The 22,787-nt window shown below is 70.5% G+C and carries 22 protein-coding genes; 5 read left to right on the top strand and 17 right to left on the bottom strand.

Annotated elements, in window-relative coordinates:
- Positions 1-103 precede the first annotated feature (103 nt).
- The 7 genes from mctP to ACIBH3_RS00630 form a co-directional block, all read right to left on the bottom strand.
- Positions 104-1,720: a monocarboxylate uptake permease MctP gene (mctP, locus tag ACIBH3_RS00660; RefSeq protein ID WP_396309638.1), complete on the bottom strand. Its 1,617-nt coding sequence runs from the start codon at positions 1,718-1,720 to the stop codon at positions 104-106.
- Entirely contained in the window at positions 1,717-1,992 is a 276-nt protein-coding gene (locus tag ACIBH3_RS00655; protein WP_396309637.1) for a DUF3311 domain-containing protein, read from the bottom strand. Before ACIBH3_RS00655 ends, mctP begins: the two co-directional genes overlap by 4 nt.
- 205 nt (positions 1,993-2,197) lie before the next feature.
- Positions 2,198-2,989, bottom strand: coding sequence for a GntR family transcriptional regulator (locus tag ACIBH3_RS00650; protein WP_396309636.1), 792 nt, complete (start codon positions 2,987-2,989; stop codon positions 2,198-2,200).
- A gap of 201 nt (positions 2,990-3,190) precedes the next feature.
- Entirely contained in the window at positions 3,191-4,771 is a 1,581-nt protein-coding gene (locus ACIBH3_RS00645) for a glycoside hydrolase family 3 protein (protein WP_396309635.1), read from the bottom strand.
- 52 nt (positions 4,772-4,823) lie between these two features.
- Entirely contained in the window at positions 4,824-5,735 is a 912-nt protein-coding gene (locus ACIBH3_RS00640; RefSeq protein WP_396309634.1) for a carbohydrate ABC transporter permease, read from the bottom strand.
- Positions 5,735-6,715 carry a carbohydrate ABC transporter permease gene (locus ACIBH3_RS00635; protein WP_396309633.1) on the bottom strand — a complete coding sequence of 327 codons (981 nt, stop codon included), beginning with the start codon at positions 6,713-6,715 and terminating at the stop codon, positions 5,735-5,737. The genes ACIBH3_RS00640 and ACIBH3_RS00635 overlap by 1 nt, the downstream gene beginning before the upstream one ends.
- 139 nt (positions 6,716-6,854) lie before the next feature.
- Complete coding sequence (locus ACIBH3_RS00630; RefSeq protein WP_396309632.1) at positions 6,855-8,174, bottom strand: extracellular solute-binding protein; 1,320 nt, start codon at positions 8,172-8,174, stop codon at positions 6,855-6,857.
- Between the two features lie 631 nt (positions 8,175-8,805).
- Between ACIBH3_RS00630 and ACIBH3_RS00625 the strand changes: the two genes are divergently transcribed.
- From ACIBH3_RS00625 to ACIBH3_RS00615, 3 genes are all read left to right on the top strand, one after another.
- Positions 8,806-10,113, top strand: a complete 1,308-nt coding sequence (locus tag ACIBH3_RS00625; RefSeq protein WP_396309631.1) for an extracellular solute-binding protein — start codon at positions 8,806-8,808, stop codon at positions 10,111-10,113.
- A gap of 144 nt (positions 10,114-10,257) precedes the next feature.
- Positions 10,258-11,316, top strand: a complete 1,059-nt coding sequence (locus ACIBH3_RS00620) for an SIS domain-containing protein (RefSeq protein ID WP_396309630.1) — start codon at positions 10,258-10,260, stop codon at positions 11,314-11,316.
- Between the two features lie 450 nt (positions 11,317-11,766).
- Positions 11,767-13,287 carry a sensor histidine kinase gene (locus tag ACIBH3_RS00615; protein ID WP_396309629.1) on the top strand — a complete coding sequence of 507 codons (1,521 nt, stop codon included), beginning with the start codon at positions 11,767-11,769 and terminating at the stop codon, positions 13,285-13,287.
- Positions 13,288-13,672: 385 nt separating this feature from the next.
- Here ACIBH3_RS00615 and ACIBH3_RS00610 read toward each other — a convergent pair whose 3' ends face one another.
- Both ACIBH3_RS00610 and ACIBH3_RS00605 read right to left on the bottom strand, forming a co-directional pair.
- Positions 13,673-13,924, bottom strand: coding sequence for a WhiB family transcriptional regulator (locus tag ACIBH3_RS00610; protein ID WP_014138019.1), 252 nt, complete (start codon positions 13,922-13,924; stop codon positions 13,673-13,675).
- Between the two features lie 370 nt (positions 13,925-14,294).
- Positions 14,295-15,266: a diacylglycerol/lipid kinase family protein gene (locus tag ACIBH3_RS00605; RefSeq protein ID WP_396309628.1), complete on the bottom strand. Its 972-nt coding sequence runs from the start codon at positions 15,264-15,266 to the stop codon at positions 14,295-14,297.
- A 50-nt stretch (positions 15,267-15,316) separates the two neighbouring features.
- On the opposite strand from ACIBH3_RS00605, the gene ACIBH3_RS00600 reads away from it, so the two are divergent.
- The gene (locus tag ACIBH3_RS00600; protein WP_396309627.1) at positions 15,317-15,811 is read left to right on the top strand and encodes a hypothetical protein; all 495 of its coding nucleotides are present in this window, start codon (positions 15,317-15,319) and stop codon (positions 15,809-15,811) included.
- Between the two features lie 146 nt (positions 15,812-15,957).
- Here the strand turns inward: ACIBH3_RS00600 and ACIBH3_RS00595 are convergent, their stop codons facing one another.
- The 5 genes from ACIBH3_RS00595 to sodN all read right to left on the bottom strand — a co-directional run bounded on the left by ACIBH3_RS00595 (position 15,958) and on the right by sodN (position 19,573).
- Complete coding sequence (locus tag ACIBH3_RS00595; RefSeq protein WP_396309626.1) at positions 15,958-17,034, bottom strand: RNA polymerase sigma factor SigF; 1,077 nt, start codon at positions 17,032-17,034, stop codon at positions 15,958-15,960.
- Positions 17,035-17,190: 156 nt separating this feature from the next.
- The gene (locus tag ACIBH3_RS00590; RefSeq protein WP_396309625.1) at positions 17,191-17,604 is read right to left on the bottom strand and encodes an anti-sigma regulatory factor; all 414 of its coding nucleotides are present in this window, start codon (positions 17,602-17,604) and stop codon (positions 17,191-17,193) included.
- A gap of 298 nt (positions 17,605-17,902) precedes the next feature.
- Complete coding sequence (locus tag ACIBH3_RS00585; RefSeq protein WP_396309624.1) at positions 17,903-18,379, bottom strand: GNAT family N-acetyltransferase; 477 nt, start codon at positions 18,377-18,379, stop codon at positions 17,903-17,905.
- A gap of 85 nt (positions 18,380-18,464) precedes the next feature.
- On the bottom strand, positions 18,465-18,836 hold the full coding sequence (locus tag ACIBH3_RS00580; RefSeq protein WP_396309623.1) for a nuclear transport factor 2 family protein: 372 nt from the start codon (positions 18,834-18,836) through the stop codon (positions 18,465-18,467).
- Positions 18,837-19,177: 341 nt separating this feature from the next.
- Positions 19,178-19,573: a superoxide dismutase, Ni gene (gene sodN / locus ACIBH3_RS00575; protein WP_396309622.1), complete on the bottom strand. Its 396-nt coding sequence runs from the start codon at positions 19,571-19,573 to the stop codon at positions 19,178-19,180.
- 175 nt (positions 19,574-19,748) lie between these two features.
- Between sodN and sodX the strand changes: the two genes are divergently transcribed.
- Entirely contained in the window at positions 19,749-20,198 is a 450-nt protein-coding gene (gene sodX, locus ACIBH3_RS00570; protein ID WP_396309621.1) for a nickel-type superoxide dismutase maturation protease, read from the top strand.
- Here the strand turns inward: sodX and ACIBH3_RS00565 are convergent.
- The 3 genes from ACIBH3_RS00565 to ACIBH3_RS00555 all read right to left on the bottom strand — a co-directional run bounded on the left by ACIBH3_RS00565 (position 20,182) and on the right by ACIBH3_RS00555 (position 22,752).
- Positions 20,182-20,772 carry a CGNR zinc finger domain-containing protein gene (locus tag ACIBH3_RS00565; RefSeq protein ID WP_396309620.1) on the bottom strand — a complete coding sequence of 197 codons (591 nt, stop codon included), beginning with the start codon at positions 20,770-20,772 and terminating at the stop codon, positions 20,182-20,184. The genes sodX and ACIBH3_RS00565 overlap by 17 nt on opposite strands.
- A gap of 187 nt (positions 20,773-20,959) precedes the next feature.
- Entirely contained in the window at positions 20,960-21,766 is an 807-nt protein-coding gene (locus ACIBH3_RS00560) for an amino acid ABC transporter ATP-binding protein (protein WP_396309619.1), read from the bottom strand.
- A complete protein-coding gene (locus ACIBH3_RS00555) occupies positions 21,763-22,752 on the bottom strand; it encodes an amino acid ABC transporter permease (protein WP_396309618.1) in 990 nt (329 codons plus the stop codon). The genes ACIBH3_RS00560 and ACIBH3_RS00555 overlap by 4 nt, the downstream gene beginning before the upstream one ends.
- Between the last annotated feature and the right edge of the window lie 35 nt (positions 22,753-22,787).

Genomic DNA, 22,787 nt, shown 5'->3' with positions numbered 1-22,787 from the left:
GCGGCGGTCGTTCTCTGGATGAACGCTTCATACATATGATCGCGCCGCCCCCTCCAGTGTTCACGGAGAGGACGGCGCGATCACAGGGCGCGCGCAGGGCGTATCAGTGCGCCGCCACCGGCACCGGCGCGTTCTCCAGCTCCTGGTCGCCCGCCTCGGCGCTGTAGTCGCCGGGCCGGGTCTCGTCCGGGTTCTCCGGCGCCTTCACGGCCCGCAGGACCAGCGTCAGCAGGACGGACACACCCAGGTTCAGCACGAACGCGGTCAGGCCGATGTAGCCGATCTCGCCGATCCAGGGGATCTCGGCCGCGTTGCCGCCGAAGTGCTTGGTGGCGGGGCTCGCGATGCCGTACGCCTGCCAGGTGCCGTAGATCATCCCGGCCGCCCAGCCTGCGAACAGCGCCCAGTGGTGGAACCAGCGGGTGAACAGGCCGCCGACGATCGACACGAAGGTCTGCAGGATCCACAGGCCGCCGAGCAGCTGGAGGTTGATCGCCGCCTGCTTGTCCATCTTGAGCACGAACAGCAGGGCGCCGACCTTCACCAGCAGCGAGGCGATCTTGGCGACCCTGGTCTCGTCCGCCGGGGTCGCCGCCGGCTTGATGAACTCCTTGTAGACGTTGCGGGTGAACAGGTTGGCCGCCGCGATCGACATGATCGCGGCCGGTACCAGCGCACCGATCCCGATCGCGGCGAACGCCACCCCGGTGAACCAGTCCGGGAACATGTCCTCGAACAGCTGCGGCACGGACAGCTGCGCGTTGAACCCCTTGACCCCGCTGCCGACCCCGGCCGCGATCGCCATGAAGCCGAGCAGCGCCAGCAGCCCCAGCATCAGCGAGTACGCCGGCATGATCGCCATGTTGCGGCGCACGGTGTTGCGGGACTTGGAGGCCAGCACGCCCGTCACCGAGTGCGGGTACATGAACAGCGCCATCGCCGAGCCGAGCGCCAGCGTGGCGTACGTCCAGTGCTTGCTCTCCGGGCTGACCAGCGCCCCGGCCGACTTGGGCGCGCTGAACTTCTGCGCCGCCGCGTCGAAGATGTGCCCGTAGCCGCCGAGCCGCAGCGGGATGTAGATCACCGCGACGATGATCACGATGTAGATCAGGGTGTCCTTGACGAAGGCGATCAGCGCCGGCGCCCGCAGCCCGGAGGAGTAGGTGTACGCGGCCAGCACGCCGAAGGCCAGGAACAGCGGCAGGTCCTTGACGAACCAGTTGGAGTCCGCCCCGCCGCCGATCCCCAGCACGTCCAGCACCGCCTGGATGCCGACCAGCTGGAGCGCGATGTACGGCATGGTGGCCAGGATGCCGGTCAGCGCGACCACCAGCGACAGCGCCTTGGAGCCGTACCGCCCGCGCACGAAGTCCGCCGGGGTGACGTACCCGTGCACCCGGGAGACCGACCAGAGCCGCGGCAGGAAGAGGAAGACCAGCGGGTACGCGATGATCGTGTACGGCACCGCGAAGAAGCCCGCCGCGCCGGTGGCGTACACCGCCGCGGGAACGGCGACGAAGGTGTACGCGGTGTAGAGGTCCCCGCCGAGCAGGAACCACGTCACCCAGGTGCCGAAGCTGCGCCCGCCCAGGCCCCACTCGTCCAGGTGCAGCGCGTTCTCCGCCCGCCGCCAGCGGGAGGCGAGGAAGCCCATCACGGTGACCAGGACGAAGAAGAGCACGAAGACCGTCAGGGCCGGTACGTTCACGCCGTGGTTCATCGCGGCCCACCCGCCTTCGCGGCCCGGCGGGCCTTCTCGTCACGGTTGATCAGCAGGTACGCGGCGACGGTGAAGACGGCCGAGACCGGCACCCAGAGCAGCTGGTACCAGTAGAAGAACGGCACTCCGCCGACCTCGGGGCCGGCCTTGGCGTAGGAGGAGACCCAGATCATGGCGACGATCGGCACGACGAGGGCGAGCACGGCCAGTACCCGCTCCGGGGTCACCGTGGGGAGCGGGCCCGGTGGTTGCTCGCCCGCCTGTTCTGACACTGCGACATCTGAGGACATTGCGGCTCCGGCTGAAGTGGGGTCACCCCGTCGGCGCCGCAGCCCGCGAGGGGTCGGCCCCGCGCGAGCCCGCCGAGCAGCACCACTGGTGATCGGCAGTCACTACGGCTGCGAAATGTAGTGCGCCGTGTGGCCCGTGTCACTAGGTAGCGCGCAACGTCCCGGATATCGGACGCCTGCGGGTGAACTACTCGGGCCGCTGGAGGCGGGTGATGAACTTGTACCGGTCGCCGCGGTAGATCGAGCGGACCCACTCCACCGGGTTGCCCTCGGCGTCGAAGGAGTGCCGGGAGAGCTGGAGCATCGGCAGGCCGAGGTCCGAGCCGAGCAGGCCGGCCTCCCGCGGGTCGGCCAGGGTGGTCTCGATGGTCTCCTCGGCCTCGGCCACGGTGACCCCGTACACCTCGCGCAGCGCGGTGTAGAGCGAGTTGTGCTTGACCAGGTTGCGGCGCAGCGCGGGGAAGCGCTTGGCGGAGAGGTGGGCGACCTCGATGGCCATCGGGTCGCCGTTGGCCAGCCGCAGGCGCTCGATACGCAGCACCCGCCCGCCGGGCTTGATGTCCAGCAGCGGGGCGAGGTGGTCGTCGGCGGTGATGTAGCCGACCTCGATCAGCCGCGAGGTGGGCTCCAGCCCCTGGGCGCGCATGTCCTCGGTGTAGGAGGTGAGTTGGAGGGCCTGGGCGACCTTGGGCTTGGCCACGAAGGTGCCCTTGCCCTGGATGCGCTCCAAACGGCCCTCGACCACCAGCTCCTGCAGGGCCTGGCGGACGGTGGTGCGGGAGGTGTCGAACTGGGCGGCGAGCGCCCGCTCGGGCGGCACCGGGGTGCCGGCCGGCTGGGTCTCGGTGAGCTGGAGCAGATGGCGCTTGAGGCCGTAGTACTTCGGGACGCGGGCGCCCGCCCCGCCCGCCGCGGCCGGACCGGTCTGCACCGCCGTGGTGCCCTCCCCAATGGCCGCCGTGCCCCTGTCGCCGCTCATGGCCGCTCTCACTCCTCGCCGTGCAGCCGTCACCGGCTCCTCCGTCTTGTATCAGCACATGGTTGCATGCGCGGGCCCGCAGGTGTGAGCGCCGGCCGTGATGCGGCAGGTGCCGGGCGGGCCGGGCTCGCGGCCCGCGCCGCGGGGGTGTGGCGGCGGCCGGGGCGGCCCGTGGAATCCGGGCGGCCCCGGCCGCCTGCTTCAGCCGACCCTGGCCGCGCCCCGGCGCAGCCCGGCCAGCGCCTCGGCGGCGGCGATGCCGCAGACCCGGGCTCCACCGTGGGTGGCGAGGACGGTGACCCCGCGGGAGTGGAAGGTCTCGGCGACGGCGTGGGCCGTGCCGATCTCCACCAGCACCGCGTCCGGGCGTGCCGTGACCAGTGCCAGCGCGGCGCGCTTCATCCACGCGTGGCGGTGCGGGTCGCGGACCACGATCACCAGCGGGCGGCCGACCGCGGCGCCGAGCACCGGGGCGACGTCCACCTCGGCGCCGTCGGCGGCGACCTCGATGTGCAGCAGGCCGGAGCCCTCGCGGCGGGTGGCGGGGGCGCCGATCCGGGTCAGCGTGGTGCCGGGGACGAGTTCGGCGAGCGGCCCGGCGACACCCCACGGGGTCTCCTCGCCGACCGCGATGTTCGCGCCGGGGGAGAACTCGACCACGTGCGGCACCCCGGTGACGGGCACCAGCTCGCCGTGCACCCGCAGGGCTCGCCGGGCGGCGGTGAGGCCGATGCCCACCTCGCCGTGTGCGCCGACCTGGGACCGGCGTACGCCGGCGGACCAGCGGGCGACGGCGCGGTTGCGCTCGGCGGCCTCGTGCAGCCGCTCGGCGGGCAGCCGGCCCTCGCGCACGGCCCAGACCAGGGCGTCGCGCAGGTAGAGGAAGGCCGCTTCGTCCTGGAGTCCGCCGCCGACACAGATGGTGTCGGCGCCGGCCGCGATCGCCTTGACCGAGCCGGCGGCGACGCCGTGGGTGCCGGAGATGGCGCCCATCTCGATGCCGTCGGTGACGATCAGGCCCTGGAAGCCGAGCTCCTCGCGCAGCAGGCCGGTCAGGATCCGCTGCGACATGGTGGCGGGCAGCTCGCGGTCGTACGCGGAGAAGAGGATGTGGGCCGTCATGACGGCCTTGGCCCCGGCGGCGACGGCGGCCCGGAAGGGCTTGAGGTGCTCGGCGAACTGCTCGGGCGTCAGGTCGATCCGGGGCAGTCCGAGGTGGGAGTCGCCGGCGGTGTCGCCGTGGCCGGGGAAGTGCTTGGCGCAGGCGGCGACGCCGGCCGACTGCAGGCCCCGGACGTACGCGGCGGTGTGCCGGGCGGCGAGTTCGCCGTCGCCGCCGAAGGAGCGCACCCCGATGACCGGGTTGTCGGGGTTGGAGTTGACGTCCGCGTCGGGCGCGTAGTTGAGGTTGATCCCGACACTGGCGAGGTCGAAGCCGATCGAGCGGGCGACCCGCTCGGTGAGGTCGAGGTCGTCCACCTCGCCGAGGGCGAGGTTGCCGGGGTAGGAGGACCCGCTGACGACCTCCAGGCGGGTGACGTCGCCGCCCTCCTCGTCGGTGGCGATCAGCAGCTCGGGGTTGAGCGCGTACATCTGCCCGGTCAGCTCGGCGACCTGCTGCGGCGTGCGGATGTTGCGGCCGAACAGCGCGACCCCGCCGAGTTCGCCCGAGCCGAGTCTGCGGCGCAGCCAGTCGGGAGGCGTCAGACCGCCGAAACCGGGCTGGAGGACCGCTCCGGCGTCGCTGAGGAGTTCGACGCTTTCCGTGCCGGGAGTCGCCATGGTTCCTTCCCTGGGGTGTGGTGCTGGAGGTGGGTCTGGGGTACGGAGGGTGTCAGCCCTTGACCGCACCTGCGGTGAGACCCGCCGACACCTTCTTCTGGAAGATCACGAACAGGATGATCACGGGCAGCGAGACGAGCAGCGCGCCGGCCATCTGGGCGCCGTAGTCGGCGCCCCGGGTCGGGGTGGTGGAGTAGAAGGTCAGCCAGATCATCGAGGTCTGCTTGCCGCCGCTGCTGAGCAGGGTGTTGGCGACGATGAACTCGTTCCAGGCCTGGATCCAGGTGTAGACGCCGGTGGTGACCAGGCCGGGCATGGTCAGCGGCAGGATGATCCGGAAGAACGCGCCCCACTTGGTGCAGCCGTCGACCATCGCGGCCTCGTCCAGCTCGGCCGGGATGTTGACGATGAACGAGCGCAGCGTCCAGACCACGTACGGGATGGTGAAGACCAGGTAGGCCAGGATCACGCCGAAGACGGTGCCGGTCATGTTGGCGTTGTTCATCACGATGAACAGCGGGATGATGATCGCCAGCAGCGGCACCATCTGGATGATCAGCATGGTGACGATGAAGAAGTTCCGGCCGCGGAAGTTGAAGCGGGCGACGGCGACGGCGGCGAGGAAGCCGACGATCAGGCCGAGGATGACCGCGCCGACGGTGATCAGCAGGGTGTTCCGGAGGGCCGGCACGAACGCGGGGTCGTCGAAGACGACCTTGTAGCTCTCGAAGGAGAAGGTGCTCGGCCAGAAGGTCGGGTCCTTGCTGAGCAGGTCCTTGTTGGTCTTGAAGGTGGTGATGACCATCCAGTAGACCGGGAAGCCCATCACGGCGGCGAAGAGCAGCGCGACGGTGTTCCAGACCCAGGTCATCACCGGGTTGCGGCCGGCGGCCCGGGCCTTCTTCCTGACCTTGGGGACGCCGGGGGCGGCGCTGGTGCGGGGGGCGGTGTCGACGGCAGTCATCAGTCCTGCGCTCCGATCTTGATGACCTGGCGGATGTAGAAGACCAGCACCGCCAGCATGAGGACGATCATCGAGATCGAGATCACGGCACTGTTGCTGTAGTGCGAGGAGACGACACCGTTCTGGTAGAGGTAGGTGCCGATGGTCCAGTACTCCGGCTCGGGGGCGCTGTTGCGCAGCGAGTAGATCTGCGCGAACACCTGGAAGTCCCAGATGAAGCTGAGTGAGGCGGAGACCAGCAGGAACGGCTTGATGACCGGGATCACCACGTGCCAGAAGGTCTGCAGGACGTTGGCGCCGTCCAGCTTTGACGCCTCGACGAGCTCCTTGGGCACCTGGGTCAGCGCGGCGTGCAGGCCGATCACCAGGAACGGCAGCGCGCCCCAGACGATGACGGCGGCGCCCACCACGTACAGCCCGACGGCCGGGTGCGCGACCCACTCGTAGTTCTTCATGCCGTCGGCGCCGAACAGGTAGAGCACGTAGTCGGCGATGCCGCCGCGGCCGGCGAAGATCCACCGGAAGATCGTGCCGGAGACCAGCGCGGGGACGGCCCAGACGAACATCAGCACCGTGACGACGACGATCTTCACCCAGGCGGAGACCCGGCCCAGGATCAGCGCGAAGGTCATGCCCAGGCCCATCGACAGGGCGACGAGCTCGCCGGTGAAGACGAAGCTGCGGAGTACGACCTCCCAGAACTGGTCGTCGGAGAAGACCTTGGTGAAGCCCTCCAGGCCGATGTACCGGGCCAGGTCGGGGTTGACCAACGCGGCGTACCGGTTGATGTTCTGGAGCGCCAGGTCGAGCAGCTTGAACAGCGGGTAGCCCATGACGGCGACCAGGGCGGCCGCCGCCGGAAGGATCATGACGTACGGGATGTAGCGGTCGCCGGCGCTCAGGCCTCGGCGCCGGGGCGGCGCGGGGGCGGGCGCGGGCGCGGCCGCCTCGGCCAACGTGTCGTTGGTTGTCACACTCATCAGGGTCCTTCCCGGGCCCGCGGAACTGGTCGGTGGCCGGCGCGTGCGGGTGGGCAGTCCGCGCTGTGCGGACTGCCCACCGGCGCGTGCACTCGGTGCCGGCGGGCCCGCTGCGGGCGGGCCGGCGCGCTCGGCCTGATCAGCCGTTCAGGTCCTTGACCACGAGGTCCTGGGCCTTCTTCAGCTCGGCGGCCGGGTCGCCGCCCGCCGCGATGGCGCCGAAGGCGGTCTTCAGCGTGGTCTCGTCGGCGCCGGACCACATCGGCGAGTTCGGGATGTACCAGGTCTCGCCCTCGGCGGCGTCGCCGGCGGCCTTGTTCTCCGGCTTGGCGGCCTTGTAGGCGCTGACCAGGGCCTTGTTGTTCGGGATGGCGAACTTGGCCAGTTCGGTCTGCTGCTTGGAGTTGGTGTAGATCTGCACGAAGGTCGCGCCGAGGCCCGCGTTGGCGGCCTTGCTCGGCACGGCCAGGTTGGAGCCGCCGAGGAACGCCGGGGTGGGCTTGCCGGCCGTGGTGCCGGGGACGGCGATGGTGGCGAGCTTGTCGGCGAGCGCCGGGTTGCCCAGCTTGGGGTCGATGACCGAGGCGAGCTCCCAGCCGGCGCCGATGACGGCGGCGATGTTGCCCTTGGCCATCTGGGCGTCCTGGGTGGCCTCGTCGGTGGTGGTGGCGCCGACGGAGAAGTTCTTCTGGAGCTCGTTCCAGGTCTTGACGCCCTCGATGAACTTCGGGTCGGTCAGCGTGCCCGTCCACTTGTCGCCGCTCTTGGCGGCGAAGACGTTCTTCACGCCGTAGGTGCCGGCGCCGAAGGAGGCGGCGGTGTACCAGTTCTGGCCCGGGAGGTAGAGCGCGGAGAAGTCCGGGGTGGCGGCGTTGGCGGCCTTGACCTTGGTCAGCGCGTCGTTCAGCTCGGCGAGGGTGGTCGGCGGGGTGGTCACACCGGCCGCGGCGAAGAGGTCCTTGCGGTAGATCAGGACGCGGGCGCCGGCGTAGTACGGGATGGCGTAGGTCTTGCTGCCGTCGCCGGTCATGCCGGAGGCGGCGAGCGAGTCCAGGTACTTGTCCGAGTTGTCGAACCGGGCCTTGACCGGGGTGAGGTCGACGAAGGAGCCGGCGTCGATGTACTTGGCGGACTGGGTGTTGCCGACCTCGAGAGCGTCGGGGGCGTTGCCGGAGAGCAGCGCGGTGTCGAGCTTGGTGGTGTAGTTGGTCCAGGTCTGCCACTCGATCTTCAGGGTGGCGCCGGTCTCCTCCTCGAACTGCTTCTTGGCAGCGTCGACCACGCCCGGCCAGCCCTTCTGCGCGTCGTCCATCAGCCAGACGGTGACGGTCTTGCCCTTGCCGTCCTTGCTGAGGGTGGCGGCCTTGGCGCTGTCACCGCCGGAGGAGCCGGACGAGGAACAGGCCGAGGCGACGAGCACGGTGGCGACGGCGGCCACGGCGGCGATCTTGCGGTTCAAACCATCCTCCAGAGGGATGAGCAAGGTGTGGCACCGGGCTGCTGGGCCGAGGCCCTGAGCGTCGTTGTGCCTGGGGGGAATGTCACCGGAAAAGGCGGGGTTGCGAGGTGTCCCTGGGTGCTGCCGCAACCTGCCGTGTGCCCCTCCTGCCGGGCGGGGGCCAGGAGGGCGGATTAGACCATTGGTGTAGACCAACGGTTGGAGATTGGCATGGACCAATGAAGAGCGTCAAGGGTTCTCGGCCGGTCTGCACAAGCCGTTATCAACGCTTGACACGAACGTGTACTACAGGCCGCGACTGGGCTTCTGACCAGCCGAAACCGCCCTCCGGCGGGTGGAGCAACCCCAGCAATACCGGACATTCGCCGCGCTGTCCGCACCGAGGCCTAACGGACCCTCAAGTCGGTCTGAACAGGGCCTTAAATGCACCAGGGGTGATCGCCCGGCGACACTCCGAAGTCGCCTGACAACGGGTCTGCAACGACTGGCGGGTAGCCGTCGCCCGCTCGTTGACAGCCGATTTGGTCTGGGCCACGCTCCGGGAGTCTGGTCTGGACCACTTCTGGTCTGAACCACTCATGGCCCCAGCAGCGCCCGCTGGAGACCCTCAGGCACCCCTCGGGAGGATGGCGTGAAGCGCAAGCTGATGGCGGCGGTCGGGATCGCGGCACTGGCCGCGGCGCTGTCGGGGTGCGGATCCGGCGCCCCCGGGCACGGCGGTGAATCCGCCACCGCCGACCCCCGATCCGTCAGCGGTACCGTCACCGTCTGGCTGATGCGGGACGCCCAGGCCAACTGGCCGGAGCTGGTGCAGCGGGTGAACGACGAGTTCGCGGCCAAGTACCCGAAGGTCACGCTGAAGCTCGCCTACCGGGACTGGTCCGACAAGATCACCAAACTGGACACCGCACTCGAACAGGGCGGCGCCCCGGACGTGGTCGAGCTCGGCAACAGCGAGACGATGAAGTACATCCTCAACGGCGCGCTCGCGCCGGTGGACCGCACCACCTTCGACAACTCCGACAGTTGGATCCGCGGCCTGGTCAACACCTGCAGCTACCAGGACACGATGTACTGCGTCCCCTACTACGCGGGCGCCCGGGTCGGCATCTACAACTCGGCGGTGCTCCGGCAGGCCACCGGCAGTGCCGACTTCCCGAAGACCGAGGACGAGCTGCGCGCGGCCCTCGACAAGGTCCAGGACAAGTACAGGGCGGACAAGACCTTCTCGCCCTTCTACCTGCCCGGCCCGTACTGGTACGCGGCGATGTCCTACGTCCACGCGTACGGCGGCAACATCGCCAGGTTCGACGGCTCCGGCAACTGGCACGGCGCGCTGAGCGATCCCAAGTCCGTCCAGGGCATCACGCACTTCGCCGAGCTGGTGCGCAGGTACAACCGGGGCGACCTCTCGGTCAACGAGAAGGACCAGGCCGCCGTGCTGGCCGGGCAGAGGGCGGCGATGGTCTACGGCAACGGCTGGGAGGCCGCCGGGATCGTCGCCCCGGTCACCGGCGACCCGGGCCTGAAGGACGTCGTCAAGGTCGCCACCATGCCCGGCCCCGGCGGCAAGCCGCTGCCCTCCTTCATCGGCGGCTCGGACCTCGCCGTCACCGCGAAGTCGCAGGTCACCGGGCTGGCCACGGACTGGATCCGGATGTTCACCAGCAGCAGGTCGGAGCAGTACCTGGCCGACCGGGACATCCTGCCGAACAACCTGGCCCAGCTGAACCCGCTCAAGTCCAAGCCCGCCACCGCGGCCGCCGCCAACGCCGTCCCCGACGCCTGGTTCACCCCGCTGGCTCCCGGCTGGGGCGCGGTGGAGAAGCAGAACGTCCTGGCCGACATGCTGACGGCGGTCTTCAAGGGCGAGCCGGTGGAGCAGGCGGCCAAGGAGGCGGACGCCCGGATCGATCAGTTGATCAACAGGCCGTCCTGACGAACGGATGTGCCCGGCCGGGGCGCCCCGCTTAGGATTGCCGCAGGAATCACCGCAGCGAGTGTGCGGACTCGCCGCCGTAGAGGTCCCCGCCGGGCAGCCGCCCGCGCGCGGGTGGAACCATCTCATCGGAGGCACATTCAGATGTCCGACACTCAGACCGGTTCCGTGCCCGGCCGGATCATGGCGGCGGAGATGGCCGAGCAGCCGGCCGTCCTGCAGCGGATCCTCGACGAGGGCGCCCCGAGGATCCGTGACATCGCGGCCGAGATCGCCTCCCGCAAGCCGCGCTTCGTCCTGCTCACCGCGCGCGGCACATCGGACAACGCGGCGCTGTACGCCAAGTACCTGGTCGAGATCCTGCTCGGCAAGCCGGCCGGCCTGACCTCGATGTCGACCACCACGGCCTACGGCGCCAAGCCGGACCTGACCGACGTGCTGGTGATCACCGTCAGCCAGTCCGGCGGCTCGCCCGACCTGGTGGCCTCCACCAAGGCGGCCCGGGAGGCCGGCGCCATCACGCTGTCGGTGACCAACAACGCGGACTCCCCGCTGGCCGAGGTCTCCGAGTTCCACATCGACGTCCTGGCCGGCGCGGAGAAGGCGCTGCCCGCCACCAAGACCTACACCGCCGAGCTGCTGGCGCTGTACCTGCTGGTCGAGGGCCTGCGCGGGGGCGACGGCGCGGCCGCCAAGGGGCTGCCCGAGCTGGCGGCCGGGGTGCTCGCCCGCCGGGACGAGGTCAGGGTGCTGGCCGAGCGCTACCGCTTTGCCCAGCGTCTGGTGATCACCTCGCGCGGCTACGGCTACCCGACCGCCCGCGAGGCGGCGCTCAAGCTGATGGAGACCACCTACATCCCGGCCTCGCCGTTCTCCGGCGCCGACCTGCTGCACGGCCCGCTGGCCATGGTGGACAACGTCTCCCCGGTCATCGCGATCGTGCCCGAGGGCAAGGGCGGCGAAGCCCTCCAGCCCGTGCTGGACCGGCTGCGCGGGCGTGGCGCGGACCTGGTGGTGATCGGCCAGCAGGAGCAGGTCGACGCTGCCTCGGCGGGCTTCGCGCTGCCGGCCGGCGTGCCCGAGGAGGTCCAGCCGATCCTGGAGATCCTGCCGCTCCAGCTGCTGGCGTACGAGGTCACCATCGCCCGCGGCCAGGACCCGGACGCGCCGCGCGCGCTGGCGAAGGTCACCGAGACGCATTGAGCTCGCCGCCCGCCGCTCCGGCCCGCCGCCCGTCGGCGGACGGAGCGGCGAACCCCCGTCCACAGGCTGTGGACGGGGGTTCGCGGTTCTCTGAGCGGCTGGTTCCGGGGAGCCGCGCTCGCGGCCCGGAGAGCACTACGGGCCACGGCGCCGGCACGGGACCCTCAACCCGTGCGGCACCGCAGCCCGGAGCTGTCGTCGGACGCCTTGCCCGGCCGAGGACTGTGCGGGGTCCTCGCCCGGTGGTGCCCGACCGCGGAGTGCCCGCGCGCGGTCAGGGCAGTTGCGCGGAGGCTTCTCCTTGGTGCTCCTTCATTGTGGACTAGACCAATCTGGGCTGTCCAGGGGTGTCCGAGAATTGGTCTGGACAATCTGACGGGCGCCGCTCGGTTGCCCGGCGCAGGCCCCTCCGGCAGGCCCACCGGCCGGTGCTGCGGATACGCTCGCCCTGTGCCCTCGCTGAACGAACTCGTCCGCCGCCACACCACCCTGACCGGTGCCGATGTGGAGTGGCTCCACATGCTGGTCTCGGAGTGGCAGCTGCTCTCCGACCTCTCCTTCGCCGACCTGGTGCTCTGGATCCCCACCTGGGACGGCATCCGCTACGTCTCGGTGGCCCAGATGCGGCCCAACACCGGCCCCACCTCCTACCAGGACGACATGGTCGGCCACCTCGTCCCGCGCGGCCGCCGGCCGCTGCTGGACGCGGCCTTCGACGAGGGCCGGATCGTGCGCGAGGGCGACCCGGAGTGGCGCGAGGAGGTGCCGGTACGGGTCGAGTCGATCCCCGTCCGGAGGGAGGGCCGGGTGCTCGGAGTCATCGCCCGCAACACCAACCTGCTCACCGTGCGCACCCCCAGCAGGCTGGAGCTGACCTACCTGCAGAGCGCCTCCGACCTGGCCCAGATGATCGCTGCCGGAACGTTTCCCTACCCGGGCGTCGAGCAGACCGACATGGACGCCGCGCCCCGGGTGGGCGACGGCCTGATCCGCCTCGACGCGGACGGCATCGTCACCTACGCCAGCCCCAACGCGCTCTCCGCCTACCACCGCCTGGGCCTCACCACCGACCTGGTCGGCAGCCACCTCGGCCGGAGCACCGCCGAGCTGGCCCCGCCCTCGCGCGGCGCCGTCCACGAGGCTCTGGTGAAGCTGGCCAGCGGGTGGGCCCCGCGGCAGACCGAGGTCGAGGCGCAGGGCGGGGTGGTGACCCTGCGGGCCATCCCGCTCAAGCCCAAGGGCGTGCTCACCGGCTCGCTGGTGCTGGCCCGCGACGTCACCGAGCTGCGCCGGCGGGACCGCGAGCTGATGACCAAGGACGCCACCATCCGGGAGATCCACCACCGGGTGAAGAACAACCTGCAGACCGTCGCCGCGCTGCTGCGTCTTCAGGCGCGGCGGATGGAGTCGGAGTCCGGGCGGGCCGCGCTGGACGAGGCCGTCCGCCGGGTCGGCTCGATCGCGATCGTGCACGAGACGCTGTCGCAGACGCTGGACGAGCAGGTGGCCTTCGACGAGATCGCCGACCGGGTGCTGGCGATGGTGATGGAGCTGTCCCAGGACGGCCGGGTGGCGACCCGGCGCAGCGGCAGCTTCGGCATCCTCTCGGCGGAGGTGGCGACACCGCTGGCGATGGTGCTGACCGAACTGCTGCAGAACGCGCTGGAGCACGCGTTCGGCGGCAAGGACGCCGGAAACCTGGAGGTCAGCGCGCTGCGCGGGCGGGCGCCGGCCACCGGCATCGGCTGGTCGGACAGCTGGAACGGCGGGGCCAAGCCGGAGGAGTACCTGCTGATCACCGTTCAGGACGACGGCCGTGGCATGCCCGAGGGGTTCGACCCCCAGCAGGCCGGCAATCTGGGGCTGCAGATCGTCCGGACCCTGGCCACGGGGGAGCTGGGCGGGACCTTCGACATGGTGGCCGCGCCGGACGGCGGTACGAAGGTCGTCCTGGAGATCCCGGTGCGCTAGCACCGGGGCGTCCGGCCCTGACCCGGCGGCCGGCGGCCGGGGGACGGGGGCGGAAAGTACGCGGGCAAAGAAACGAGGCCCTGTCGACCGGGGGGGTGGGTCGACAGGGCCTCTCAACCCGCTCCGGCCGTCGGGGGGAGTCGGCCGGAACGGGGGCTCTGGGTGGTGCGACGCCCCACCGATGTGTTGCACACGGTGAGCGCCCTAGGACCACAATATTGCTCTAAGTGAACAGTATCAAGTGCCTGGGCCGGTCGGCGTCGCTGAACCGTACTGAGCGCGGTCCGTCATACGGAAGGCTTCACCAGGAGTGGCAGGGAAGCCCTTGATCATGTGTTGATCGGATGTAGCGGATGCTGCTGCCTGTACTGCGTACTGCGGAAGATCAGGCGGTGCGGGCGCGGTTGCGGGCAGCACGGCGCTTCATCGCGCGACGCTCGTCCTCACTCATACCGCCCCAGACGCCGGCGTCCTGGCCGGTCTCGAGTGCCCACTGGAGGCACTGCTCCATGACGGGGCAGCGGCGGCACACGGCCTTGGCTTCCTCGATCTGCAGCAGAGCAGGACCGGTGTTCCCGATCGGGAAGAACAGCTCGGGGTCCTCTTCGCGGCAGACAGCGCGGTGGCGCCAGTCCATGGTCGTCCAACTCCTCCTGCCGGCAGGTGGTGACCCGATCGGCATAATCGATGGCTTGTGAATGTGAACGCTTTCACGAATCCCGCAACAGCAAAAGGGACCAAAGGCCCATCGGGCCCGGGTGGTCTGTGCTGGGGTGGGGTTCGGGCGACTCAGGGGAAGCGCCACGGCCACGCTTGTCAGGTTCTGACGTTGTTGCCGCTGCGATGCGTCCCGATCGCCATGTAGAGGTTCGCAAACCTCGGGCTCGGATACAACCCCCTTCGGCGAGGAATTTTTGATTCTTCGGTGTCGCCTAGCTCACAGCCCGTACTTCTATGGAGTGAAGGGGGCTTGTGCGTTCGAGAAGAAGGGCAAGACCCCCTTCTGGTCACACAATCACACGCAGTGCCCGCCGTACGCCTGTGAAACTGACGCGACTCCTGTCTCCAAGGTGGTCCCCATCGACCTGAAACGGGGCCGGTTCCTGTGAAACCAAGGTGAAGTGGCGGAGGTCGTGGTAGGAGACGACGTGCTTGCCGCCCGGGCCGGTGGCCGGGGCATCCTCGCTCGAAGGGGTGTGCGACCGCAGGATCTGACGGACCGTTCGAGCCGTGCCGAACGCCGTCATCCGGGTGACGCCGAAGATGTCAAGGTCCGTCTCGAAGGAAGCGAGCGGCGAGGGGTACACCGGGCGGTTGCCCAGGAACGTCCACGGCGAGGTGTTGCTGACTATGGTCAGCACCAGGCCCGAAACCGGTGCGCGGCCCGGAATTTCCAGGGTCACCTGCCCGCTCCGGCGGTGCTCACGCTCGGTGACGTAGTGCCGGAGCGCCTGGTTGACGTACAGCGCGTGGGTCGACTTGCGCCCCGCTCTGCGCTGCTCCTCCACCCGGCCCACCACGCCGGCGTCGAAGCCGAGGCCCGCGGTGAAGGTGAACCAGCGGTCCGGCAGCCCCTCCGTCATCGCCTTTCCCAGGCCGACCGGGCGCTCACTGCGGCGATCCAGCGCGTCCAGCAGGGCGCCGGTGGCCTCCACCGGGTCGTTGGGAAGGCCCAGTGCGCGGGCGAAGACGTTGGTGCTGCCGCCGGGCACCACGGCCAGCCGGGGCACCTTCTCGCCCGGGCCGTGCGCCAGCAGACCGTTCACGACCTCGTTCACCGTGCCGTCGCCGCCCAGGGCCACCACGAGGTCCACCGAGCCGTCGTCGGCGGCCTGCCGGGCCAGATCGCGGGCATGGCCCCGGTATTCGGTGTGGGCGACCTCCAGCTTGAGGTCGCTGCGCAGGGCGTGGGTGAGCACGTCCCTGGTGCGGCCACTGGTGGTGGTCGCCTTCGGGTTCACGACCAGGAGAGCGCGCATGGGCTCAGCCTACGGGTCGGTACAGGGGGAGCGGCGGCTACCCTGCTTGAGTGACCGCAGAATCCCGCCCGAAGCCCGCCGCCGCCCGCCGCGCAGGCGCAGTGCGCACCACCGCCGACGACACCGACTCCGCCGCCGGGCCCGCCGGGGCCGCCGCCGGACGGCCCACCGCGCTGCTCGTCGGCGCCGCGATCACGGCCCTGGAGGGTGCCGCGCTGGTCGCCTGGGGCCTCTACGACATGGTCGCCGGTCTGGTGGGCGATCCGATCGACCGCGGGCTGACGGAGTTCGGCGGGCTGCTCATCGTGCTGCTGGGCGTGCTGCCGCTGCTGGCCGGCCGGGCCCTGCTCGGGCTGCGCCGGTGGGGCCGCAGCCCCGCCGTGCTGACCAACTCGATCTGCCTGCCGGTCGCGTACTACATGTGGCCGGGCGGGGGCGCGCTGGCCGCCGCCGCGGTGGCCGTCGCGCTGCTCGGCCTCGCCGGTATCGGCGCCCTGCTCAACCCGAGGGTGACGGCCGCGCTCTACGCGCCGGCCGAGGGCTGAGGAAGCCGGACCCGGGGTGCCGGTACCGGCGCAGGTGGCGCCGTCGACCCGGGGGGCCTGAGGCCACGAGGAAACAACATTGAGGGGCTCGCAGCCAAGGCTGCGCGCCCCTCAATGCTTCAGAAGCACCTGACGGCGCCTCAGCGCTACTCCTCCACCAGCAGCTTCTCCCGCAGCTGTGCCAGCGTGCGGGCGAGCAGCCGTGAGACGTGCATCTGTGAGATCCCCACCTCGGCGGCGATCTGCGACTGGGTCATGTTCCGGAAGAACCGCAGGACCAGGATCTTCTGCTCGCGCGGCGGGAGCTGGGCGAGCAGCGGCTTGAGCGACTCGCGGTACTCCACGCCCTCCAGCGCCTCGTCCGTGGTGCCAAGGGTGTCCGCCACGGCCGGCGACTCGTCGTCGCTGTCCGGGACGTCCAGCGAGAGCGTGCTGTACGCGTTGGCGGACTCCAGGCCCTCCAGCACGTCCTCCTCGGAGATCCCGAGATGCTCCGCCAGCTCGTGCACGGTTGGGGAGCGGCCGTGCCGCTGGGAGAGCTCGCTGGTCGCCGTGGTCAGCGACAGCCGCAGCTCCTGGAGCCGGCGCGGCACCCGCACCGCCCAGCCCTTGTCCCGGAAGTGCCGCTTGATCTCACCGACGATGGTGGGCGTGGCATAGGTGGAGAACTCGACCCCGCGCTCGTGGTCGAAGCGGTCCACCGACTTGATCAGGCCGATGGTGGCGACCTGGGTCAGGTCGTCCAGCGGCTCGCCGCGGTTGCGGAAGCGCCGGGCGAGGTGCTCGACCAGCGGGATGTGCATCCGTACCAGCTGGTTGCGCAGCTCGACGCGCTCGGCCGAGCCCTCGGGCAGCGCCGAGAGCCGGACGAACAGCGCTCGCGCCGCCTCCCGGTCCGGCGCCCCCGAGCGGTGCGGTGCCTGGGCCGGCACCACACCGCGTACCGCCTCGGCGGCGGCCTCCTCCGCCGGGGCGGCGGGCGGATCCGAGGGCGGCTGCACGGGCGACGGATCAGACGTCGGCTCGGTCGGCTGGCTCATCCGGTGGGCGTCCTTCGGGTGCGCGTCGTCGTGGGCGGCGAGGCCGGGAACGCTCGCCTGGGGCGGTACGGCCGGTGCGGTTGTCGCGAGGCCCGCCGCCCCCGCGCCCGCGGTGGCGGGCACGTCGGCAGAGCCGGCCGGGCGTCGGTCGGCACCGGTACGGTCCAGATCACTCACGGCCATTCCCCCGTTCCGTTCCGGGAGCACCGGAGCCGCGGGCACGGCCCCGGAGTCATCTCGTTGGTCGTACCGCGGTGGGCGGTACCGGGAGCCGTACGCTCGGCCCGGTCGTGCCGGGCGTACGGCCCTTGCTCGGTGGTGCTGCGTCCTCGTCCGCGGCTACGGCTGGGCCGGGGACCCGCCACGCTTCTTGTGCAGGCTGATCGAGACCGTGCGGTCCGCGCCGACCGAGGAGTCCACCTCGCCGGCCAGTGCGGAGAGCACCGTCCAGGCGAAGGTGTCCCGCTCGGGGGCCCGGCCGTCGGTGGTCGGCGCCGAGACGGTGACCCTGAGCGAGTCGCCGACCAGACGGAACTCGCAGGACAGGATCGAACCCGGCACGGCCTGCTGGAGCAGGATGGCGCAGGCCTCGTCCACCGCGATCCGCAGGTCCTCGATCTCGTCCAGAGTGAAGTCCAGCCGGGCCGCGAGGCCGGCCGTCGCTGTTCGCAGCACCGAGAGGTAGGCTCCCGCCGCGGGCAGCCGGACTTCGACGAAGTCCTTCACTTCGGGCTCGCCGTCGATCTGGGACACCCTCACCTCCTGGGTGACGCGCTGTGCTTCCGGCCCCGGGGCCGCGGCACTGTCTGTTGCTTGGCTCAACTGCTTCGCCCCAACTGTCCAGAGGGGTGGTGCGGTACGTACCGGTCATACCCCGCCGGGGGTGGCCGAACGCCGCGCATCCGCCCGAGACGTTACCGCGATCAGCGGGCGGATGTCGCGATCTCCGTCCGTCGTCACGGGAACGAGCGACTGCGGTACCGGGGGTCACTCATGGTAGGTCCTCGCGACGCAGGGTGGCAGAGGCCCGACCGAAGTTACCCGGTGGTCGTCAGCGGGTGCCGGCGGTGGTCAGCGCCTCGCCGGTGAGCCGGTACACCGTCCACTCGTCCATCGGGACCGCGCCCAGCGCCTTGTAGAAGTTGATCGAGGGCTCGTTCCAGTCCAGCACCGACCACTCGACCCGCGAGTAGCCGCGCTCGACCGCGATCCGCGCCAGCTCCAGTAGCAGCGCCTTGCCGTGGCCGCCGCCGCGGGCCTCCGGGCGGACGTACAGGTCCTCCAGGTAGATCCCGTGAGTGCCGCGCCAGGTGGAGAAGTTGAGGAACCAGAGCGCGAAACCGACCACCTCACCGGTGCTGTCGTCCTGCGCGATCAGCCCGAACAGGGCTGGGTTCGCCCCGAACAGCGCCGCCCGCAGCTGCTCCTCGGTCGCCTGGGCCTCGTGCAGCGCCTTCTCGTAGTCCGCCAGTTCGCGGATCAACGCGTGGATGACCGGGACATCGGTGATTTCGGCTGTACGGATCATGTGTCGAGCGTACTCGGAGGCGCCGACCGGGCGGAAAGGCGATTTCGCCACCGGCGCCGGCGGGGCCGCCGGGCCGGTGCCAGGGTCACTGTTCGTCCCACGCCTGGATGGACGTCTGGCCGACGATCCGGCCGTCCCGCAGATCCGCGATCGAGGTGCAGAGCACCTTGACCCCGTCCGGGTACACGCAGGACTCCATGAAGGCCACATGATCGCCCTGGACCACGACCTGCTCCAGCTTGTGGGTCATCTCCCGGCCGTAGACGTCGTTCAGCATCGCGCTGATCTCCGGCCGCCCGTGCATCACCAACGGGTGGCTCGGCTGCGTCTTGTGGTCGACCATGCGGATCTCGGCGTCGTCCGCGTAGAGCGCGAGCAGGGCATCGGCGTCGCGGTGCTCGATCCCCTCGCGCAGCGTCTTGGTGTCGAAGGCGGACGGTGCCGCCATGGTGGTCATGATGCGTCTCCCTCGATGGTGCGGTCCGTACCTTCGAGCCTACGCCCGCCGGGTCGGCCGGTCGCCGCCGAATCCGCGGTCCCGCGCACCCCCGGACCCTCGGCGCTCACAGCCCGCTCCGCCTGTGCTCGCCCCGCCGGCCCACCGGCCGCCCGCCCGGGCCACGGGGCGGCGGGCCGACCGGAACTCAGGGCGCACATGATGGACGTGACCGACCGCCAGGCGCTTGCGGGCGACGGCGCCGCCGGCCCGGCCCGCGGAGCGCACGATGCCCCCCGCTCGGGCTGAGCGGGGGGCATCGGGGCCGTCCGGCCGGAGCCGGAGCGGGAGGAGACCGGCGATCAGGCCGCCTTGGTCTCCCAGAAGATCTTGTCGACCTCGGCGATCAGGTCGAGCAGGGCCTGGCCGGTGGCCGGGTCGGTCGACGCCTTGGCGGCCGAGGCGGCCTTCAGGGTGTCGTTGATCAGCTGGTGCAGCTGCGGGTACTTCTCGAAGTGCGGGGCCTTGAAGTAGTCGCTCCAGAGCACCGAGATGTGGTGCTTGACGGCCTCGGCGCGCTGCTCCTTGATGATCAGGGCGCGAGTACGGAAGGCCGGGTCCTCGTTGGCCTGGTACTTCTCCTGAGTGCCCTTCACGGACTCGGCCTCGATGCGGGCCTGAGCGGGGTCGTAGACACCACAGGGCAGGTCGCAGTGGGCGTGGGCGGTGGCGCGCGGTGCAAACAGACGAGAGAACATGGGAGTCCTTCCTTAGATCGTCTTCCCGCGGCTGAGGTTACCTCGCCGGGCGCCGGGTTTCGCGGTTGGGCCGGGCGCCTAGGACAAAAGGTGGAGCCGGAACCACCCGAATCCGGACACGGTCGGTCGGGCGCCCGTACGCGACACTGGACGCGGCGACTTTCAGGAGGCAGCGGTGGCTCGGACGGTGGAGCCGGAGGGCGGTACCCCTGGTGGCGGGGTACTTCCGTTCGGTCTGATCGATGTGGCGGGCGCCTCGATGGTGCCGACGCTGGCGGAGGGCGACCGGCTGGTCGTCCGGTACGGCGCTCGCATCCGGCCCGGGGCGGTGGTGGTGGTCCGGCACCCGTTCCAGCAGGACCTGCTGGTGGTGAAGCGGGCCGACGGGCGCCGCCCGGGCGGCTGGTGGCTGCTGTCGGACAACAGGCTGGTGGACAGCGACAGCCGTCAGTTCGGTGTGGTCCCGGACGATCTGGTACTCGGCCGGGTGCTGTTGCGGCTGCGGCCCCGCCCGGCCTGGCTGGCGCCGGCGCGCGCGCTGGAGCGCGCGCTGCTCGCCACGCCGCTGGCCCGGGTGCCCGGGCTGGCCCGCAGGCTGGGGGTCTGGCTCAGCCCTGAGCGGTAGCGGCGGCGCTCAGCGCCTCCTGCCGCTTGCGGGCCCGGTACGCGGCGACGTTGGCGCGGGTGGCGCAGCGGTCGGAGCAGTAGCGGCGGGATCGGTTGGTGGAGGTGTCCAGGTAGGCGTTGCGGCAGGGCGCGGCCTGGCAGATGCCGAGCCGGTCGGCGCCCAGCTCGGTGAGGTGGATGGCCAGGCCCATGCAGGCGACGGCGGTGTAGTTGGCCGTGGCGGTGGGCGCGTTGTCGGCGAGGTGCATGTGCCAGCGCGGGCGGCCGTGCTCGTCGAGGTCGTCGTGCCCGGAGACCAGCGGGCTGACCGGGTACTCGATCATCAGGCTGTTGAGCAGGTCGATGCCGCGGACCTCGTCGCCCTCGGCGGCGGCCTCGAAGACCCCGCGCAGCCGGGTGCGTACGGCCCGCAGTCGCGGCAGGTCGGACTCGTCGGCGAGCGACGCGGCCCGGGTGGAGGCGCCGAACAGGCCCCGTACGGCCTCGACCGAGGTCAGGGCGTCGGTGCCGCGCTCGGGCTCCTCGCTGTTCACCAGGCGAACGGCGAAGTCGGCGTACAGGGCGAGCTCCACGAAGGTCCTTCCGAAGGGCCGGTAACGAGACGAGCTGCCCCCAGGGTATTACCTCCGGCCGCCCTCCCGCTGCGGTCGGCCGGGTGGGCCCGCCTGGGCGCACACGCGCGGGCTCCCGGCACACACCGGGTCGGTGTGCCGGGAGCCCGCGCGGGTCCTGCCGTGCCTCAGAGCACCTTGCCGTGCCTCAGAGCACCTTGGAGAGGAACGCCCTGGTGCGTTCGTGCTGCGGGTTGGTGAGCACCTCGCGCGGGTTGCCGGACTCGACGACCACGCCGCCGTCCATGAACACCAGCGCGTCGCCGACCTCGCGGGCGAAGCCCATCTCGTGGGTGACCACGACCATCGTCATGCCGTCCTCGGCCAGGCCGCGCATGACGTCCAGCACGTCGCCGACCAGCTCGGGGTCCAGCGCCGAGGTGGGCTCGTCGAAGAGCATCAGCTTGGGCTTCATGGCCAGTGCCCGGGCGATCGCCACGCGCTGCTGCTGGCCGCCGGAGAGCTGTGAGGGGTAGTTCTTGGCCTTGTCGGCCAGCCCGACGCGCTCCAGCAGGGCCATCGCCCGCTCCCGGGCGTCGCCCTTGCTCTCGCCCTTGACCTGCACCGGGGCCTCGACCACGTTCTCCAGTGCGGTCATGTGCGGGAAGAGGTTGAAGCGCTGGAACACCATGCCGATGTCGCGGCGCTTGAGCGCGACCTCGCGGTCCTTGAGCTCGTAGAGCCGGTCGCCCTTCTGGCGGTAGCCGACCAGCTCGCCGTCGACCCACAGGCGGCCGGCGTTGATCTTCTCCAGGTGGTTGATGCAGCGCAGGAAGGTCGACTTGCCGGAGCCGGACGGGCCGATCAGGCAGAACACCTCGCCCTGCTTGACCTCCAGGTCGATGCCCTTGAGCACCTGGAGCAGGCCGAAGGACTTGTGGACGCCCTCGGCCTTGACCATCGGGTGTTCGCCGGTGGGGGTCTGGTCGGCCGGGGTCTTGGTCAGATCGCTCATGAGTGGGTGCCTCCCGTGTCTCCAGTATTGGGCGCACCGGGGATGACGACGGGCGCGGCCGGCGGAGTGGGGTTGCCCCGGAAGAGGCCTCGGATCCGCTGCAGCGGGGTGGGCGGCAGGGCGCGGTTGGAGCCGCGGGCGTAGTACCGCTCGACGTAGTACTGGCCGATGGTGAGGATCGAGGTCAGGAACAGGTACCAGAGGCTCACCACGATCAGCAGCGGGATGCTCTGGAAGTTGCGGGAGTAGATGTTCTGCCCGGCCCGGAAGAGTTCCTCCAGGGCGATGACGCTGACCAGCGAGGTGGTCTTGAGCATCGAGATGGTCTCGTTGCCGGTCGGCGGGATGATCACCCGCATCGCCTGCGGCAGGATGATCCGCCGCATGGTCGCGAACCGGCTCATGCCCAGCGCGTGCGAGGCCTCCTGCTGGCCCTCGTCCACCGACTGGATGCCGCCGCGGACGATCTCCGCCATGTAGGCGGCCTCGTTGAGGCCCAGGCCCAGCAGCGCCGCCACGAAGGTGGGGATCAGGACGTTGGTCTGCTCGGACCAGAACTCCGGGCCGAACGGGATGCCGATCGAGAGCTTGGCCCAGAGCACGCCGAGGAAGTTCCAGAACACCAGCTGCACCAGGACCGGCGTACCGCGGAAGACCCAGATGTAGACCCAGGCGGTGCCGGAGAGCAGCGGGTTGGGGGACAGCCGCATCACCGCGAGCAGGATGCCGCCGGCCACACCCATGACCATGGCCAGCGCGGTCAGCTCGAGCGTGACCACCAGACCGTGGGTGATGCGGTCGTCGAAGAGGTATTGGCCGACGACGTCCCACTTGAAGGCGGGATTGGTGAAGACGGCGTGGATCAGCATGGCCGCGAGCACGCCGATGACGGCGGCTCCGACCCAGCGTCCGGGGTGGCGGACCGGGACGGCCTTGATGGCTTCAGGCCGTCCCGTGGTCGCCGGCCCCTTGTGGAGAGAGTTCACTTTGTGGCCTCAGAACGGGGTCGCTGCAGGACGAG

This window comes from Kitasatospora sp. NPDC050543 (assembly GCF_044457565.1).
Classification (GTDB): domain Bacteria; phylum Actinomycetota; class Actinomycetes; order Streptomycetales; family Streptomycetaceae; genus Kitasatospora.
Note: the sequence above shows the minus strand (reverse complement) of the source record. Positions and strands in the feature narration are given on the sequence as shown.

Coding starts and splice junctions, on each gene's coding strand:
- ACIBH3_RS00585 (WP_396309624.1), bottom strand. CDS start 18,379: ATGATCCGTACAGCCGAAATCACCGATGTCCCGGTCATCCACGCGTTG.
- ACIBH3_RS00620 (WP_396309630.1), top strand. CDS start 10,258: ATGTCCGACACTCAGACCGGTTCCGTGCCCGGCCGGATCATGGCGGCG.
- ACIBH3_RS00635 (WP_396309633.1), bottom strand. CDS start 6,715: ATGAGTGTGACAACCAACGACACGTTGGCCGAGGCGGCCGCGCCCGCG.
- ACIBH3_RS00650 (WP_396309636.1), bottom strand. CDS start 2,989: ATGAGCGGCGACAGGGGCACGGCGGCCATTGGGGAGGGCACCACGGCG.
- ACIBH3_RS00605 (WP_396309628.1), bottom strand. CDS start 15,266: ATGCGCGCTCTCCTGGTCGTGAACCCGAAGGCGACCACCACCAGTGGC.
- ACIBH3_RS00580 (WP_396309623.1), bottom strand. CDS start 18,836: ATGACCACCATGGCGGCACCGTCCGCCTTCGACACCAAGACGCTGCGC.
- mctP (WP_396309638.1), bottom strand. CDS start 1,720: ATGAACCACGGCGTGAACGTACCGGCCCTGACGGTCTTCGTGCTCTTC.
- ACIBH3_RS00640 (WP_396309634.1), bottom strand. CDS start 5,735: ATGACTGCCGTCGACACCGCCCCCCGCACCAGCGCCGCCCCCGGCGTC.
- ACIBH3_RS00610 (WP_014138019.1), bottom strand. CDS start 13,924: ATGGACTGGCGCCACCGCGCTGTCTGCCGCGAAGAGGACCCCGAGCTG.
- ACIBH3_RS00595 (WP_396309626.1), bottom strand. CDS start 17,034: ATGGCCGTGAGTGATCTGGACCGTACCGGTGCCGACCGACGCCCGGCC.
- ACIBH3_RS00560 (WP_396309619.1), bottom strand. CDS start 21,766: ATGAGCGATCTGACCAAGACCCCGGCCGACCAGACCCCCACCGGCGAA.
- sodN (WP_396309622.1), bottom strand. CDS start 19,573: ATGTTCTCTCGTCTGTTTGCACCGCGCGCCACCGCCCACGCCCACTGC.
- ACIBH3_RS00645 (WP_396309635.1), bottom strand. CDS start 4,771: ATGGCGACTCCCGGCACGGAAAGCGTCGAACTCCTCAGCGACGCCGGA.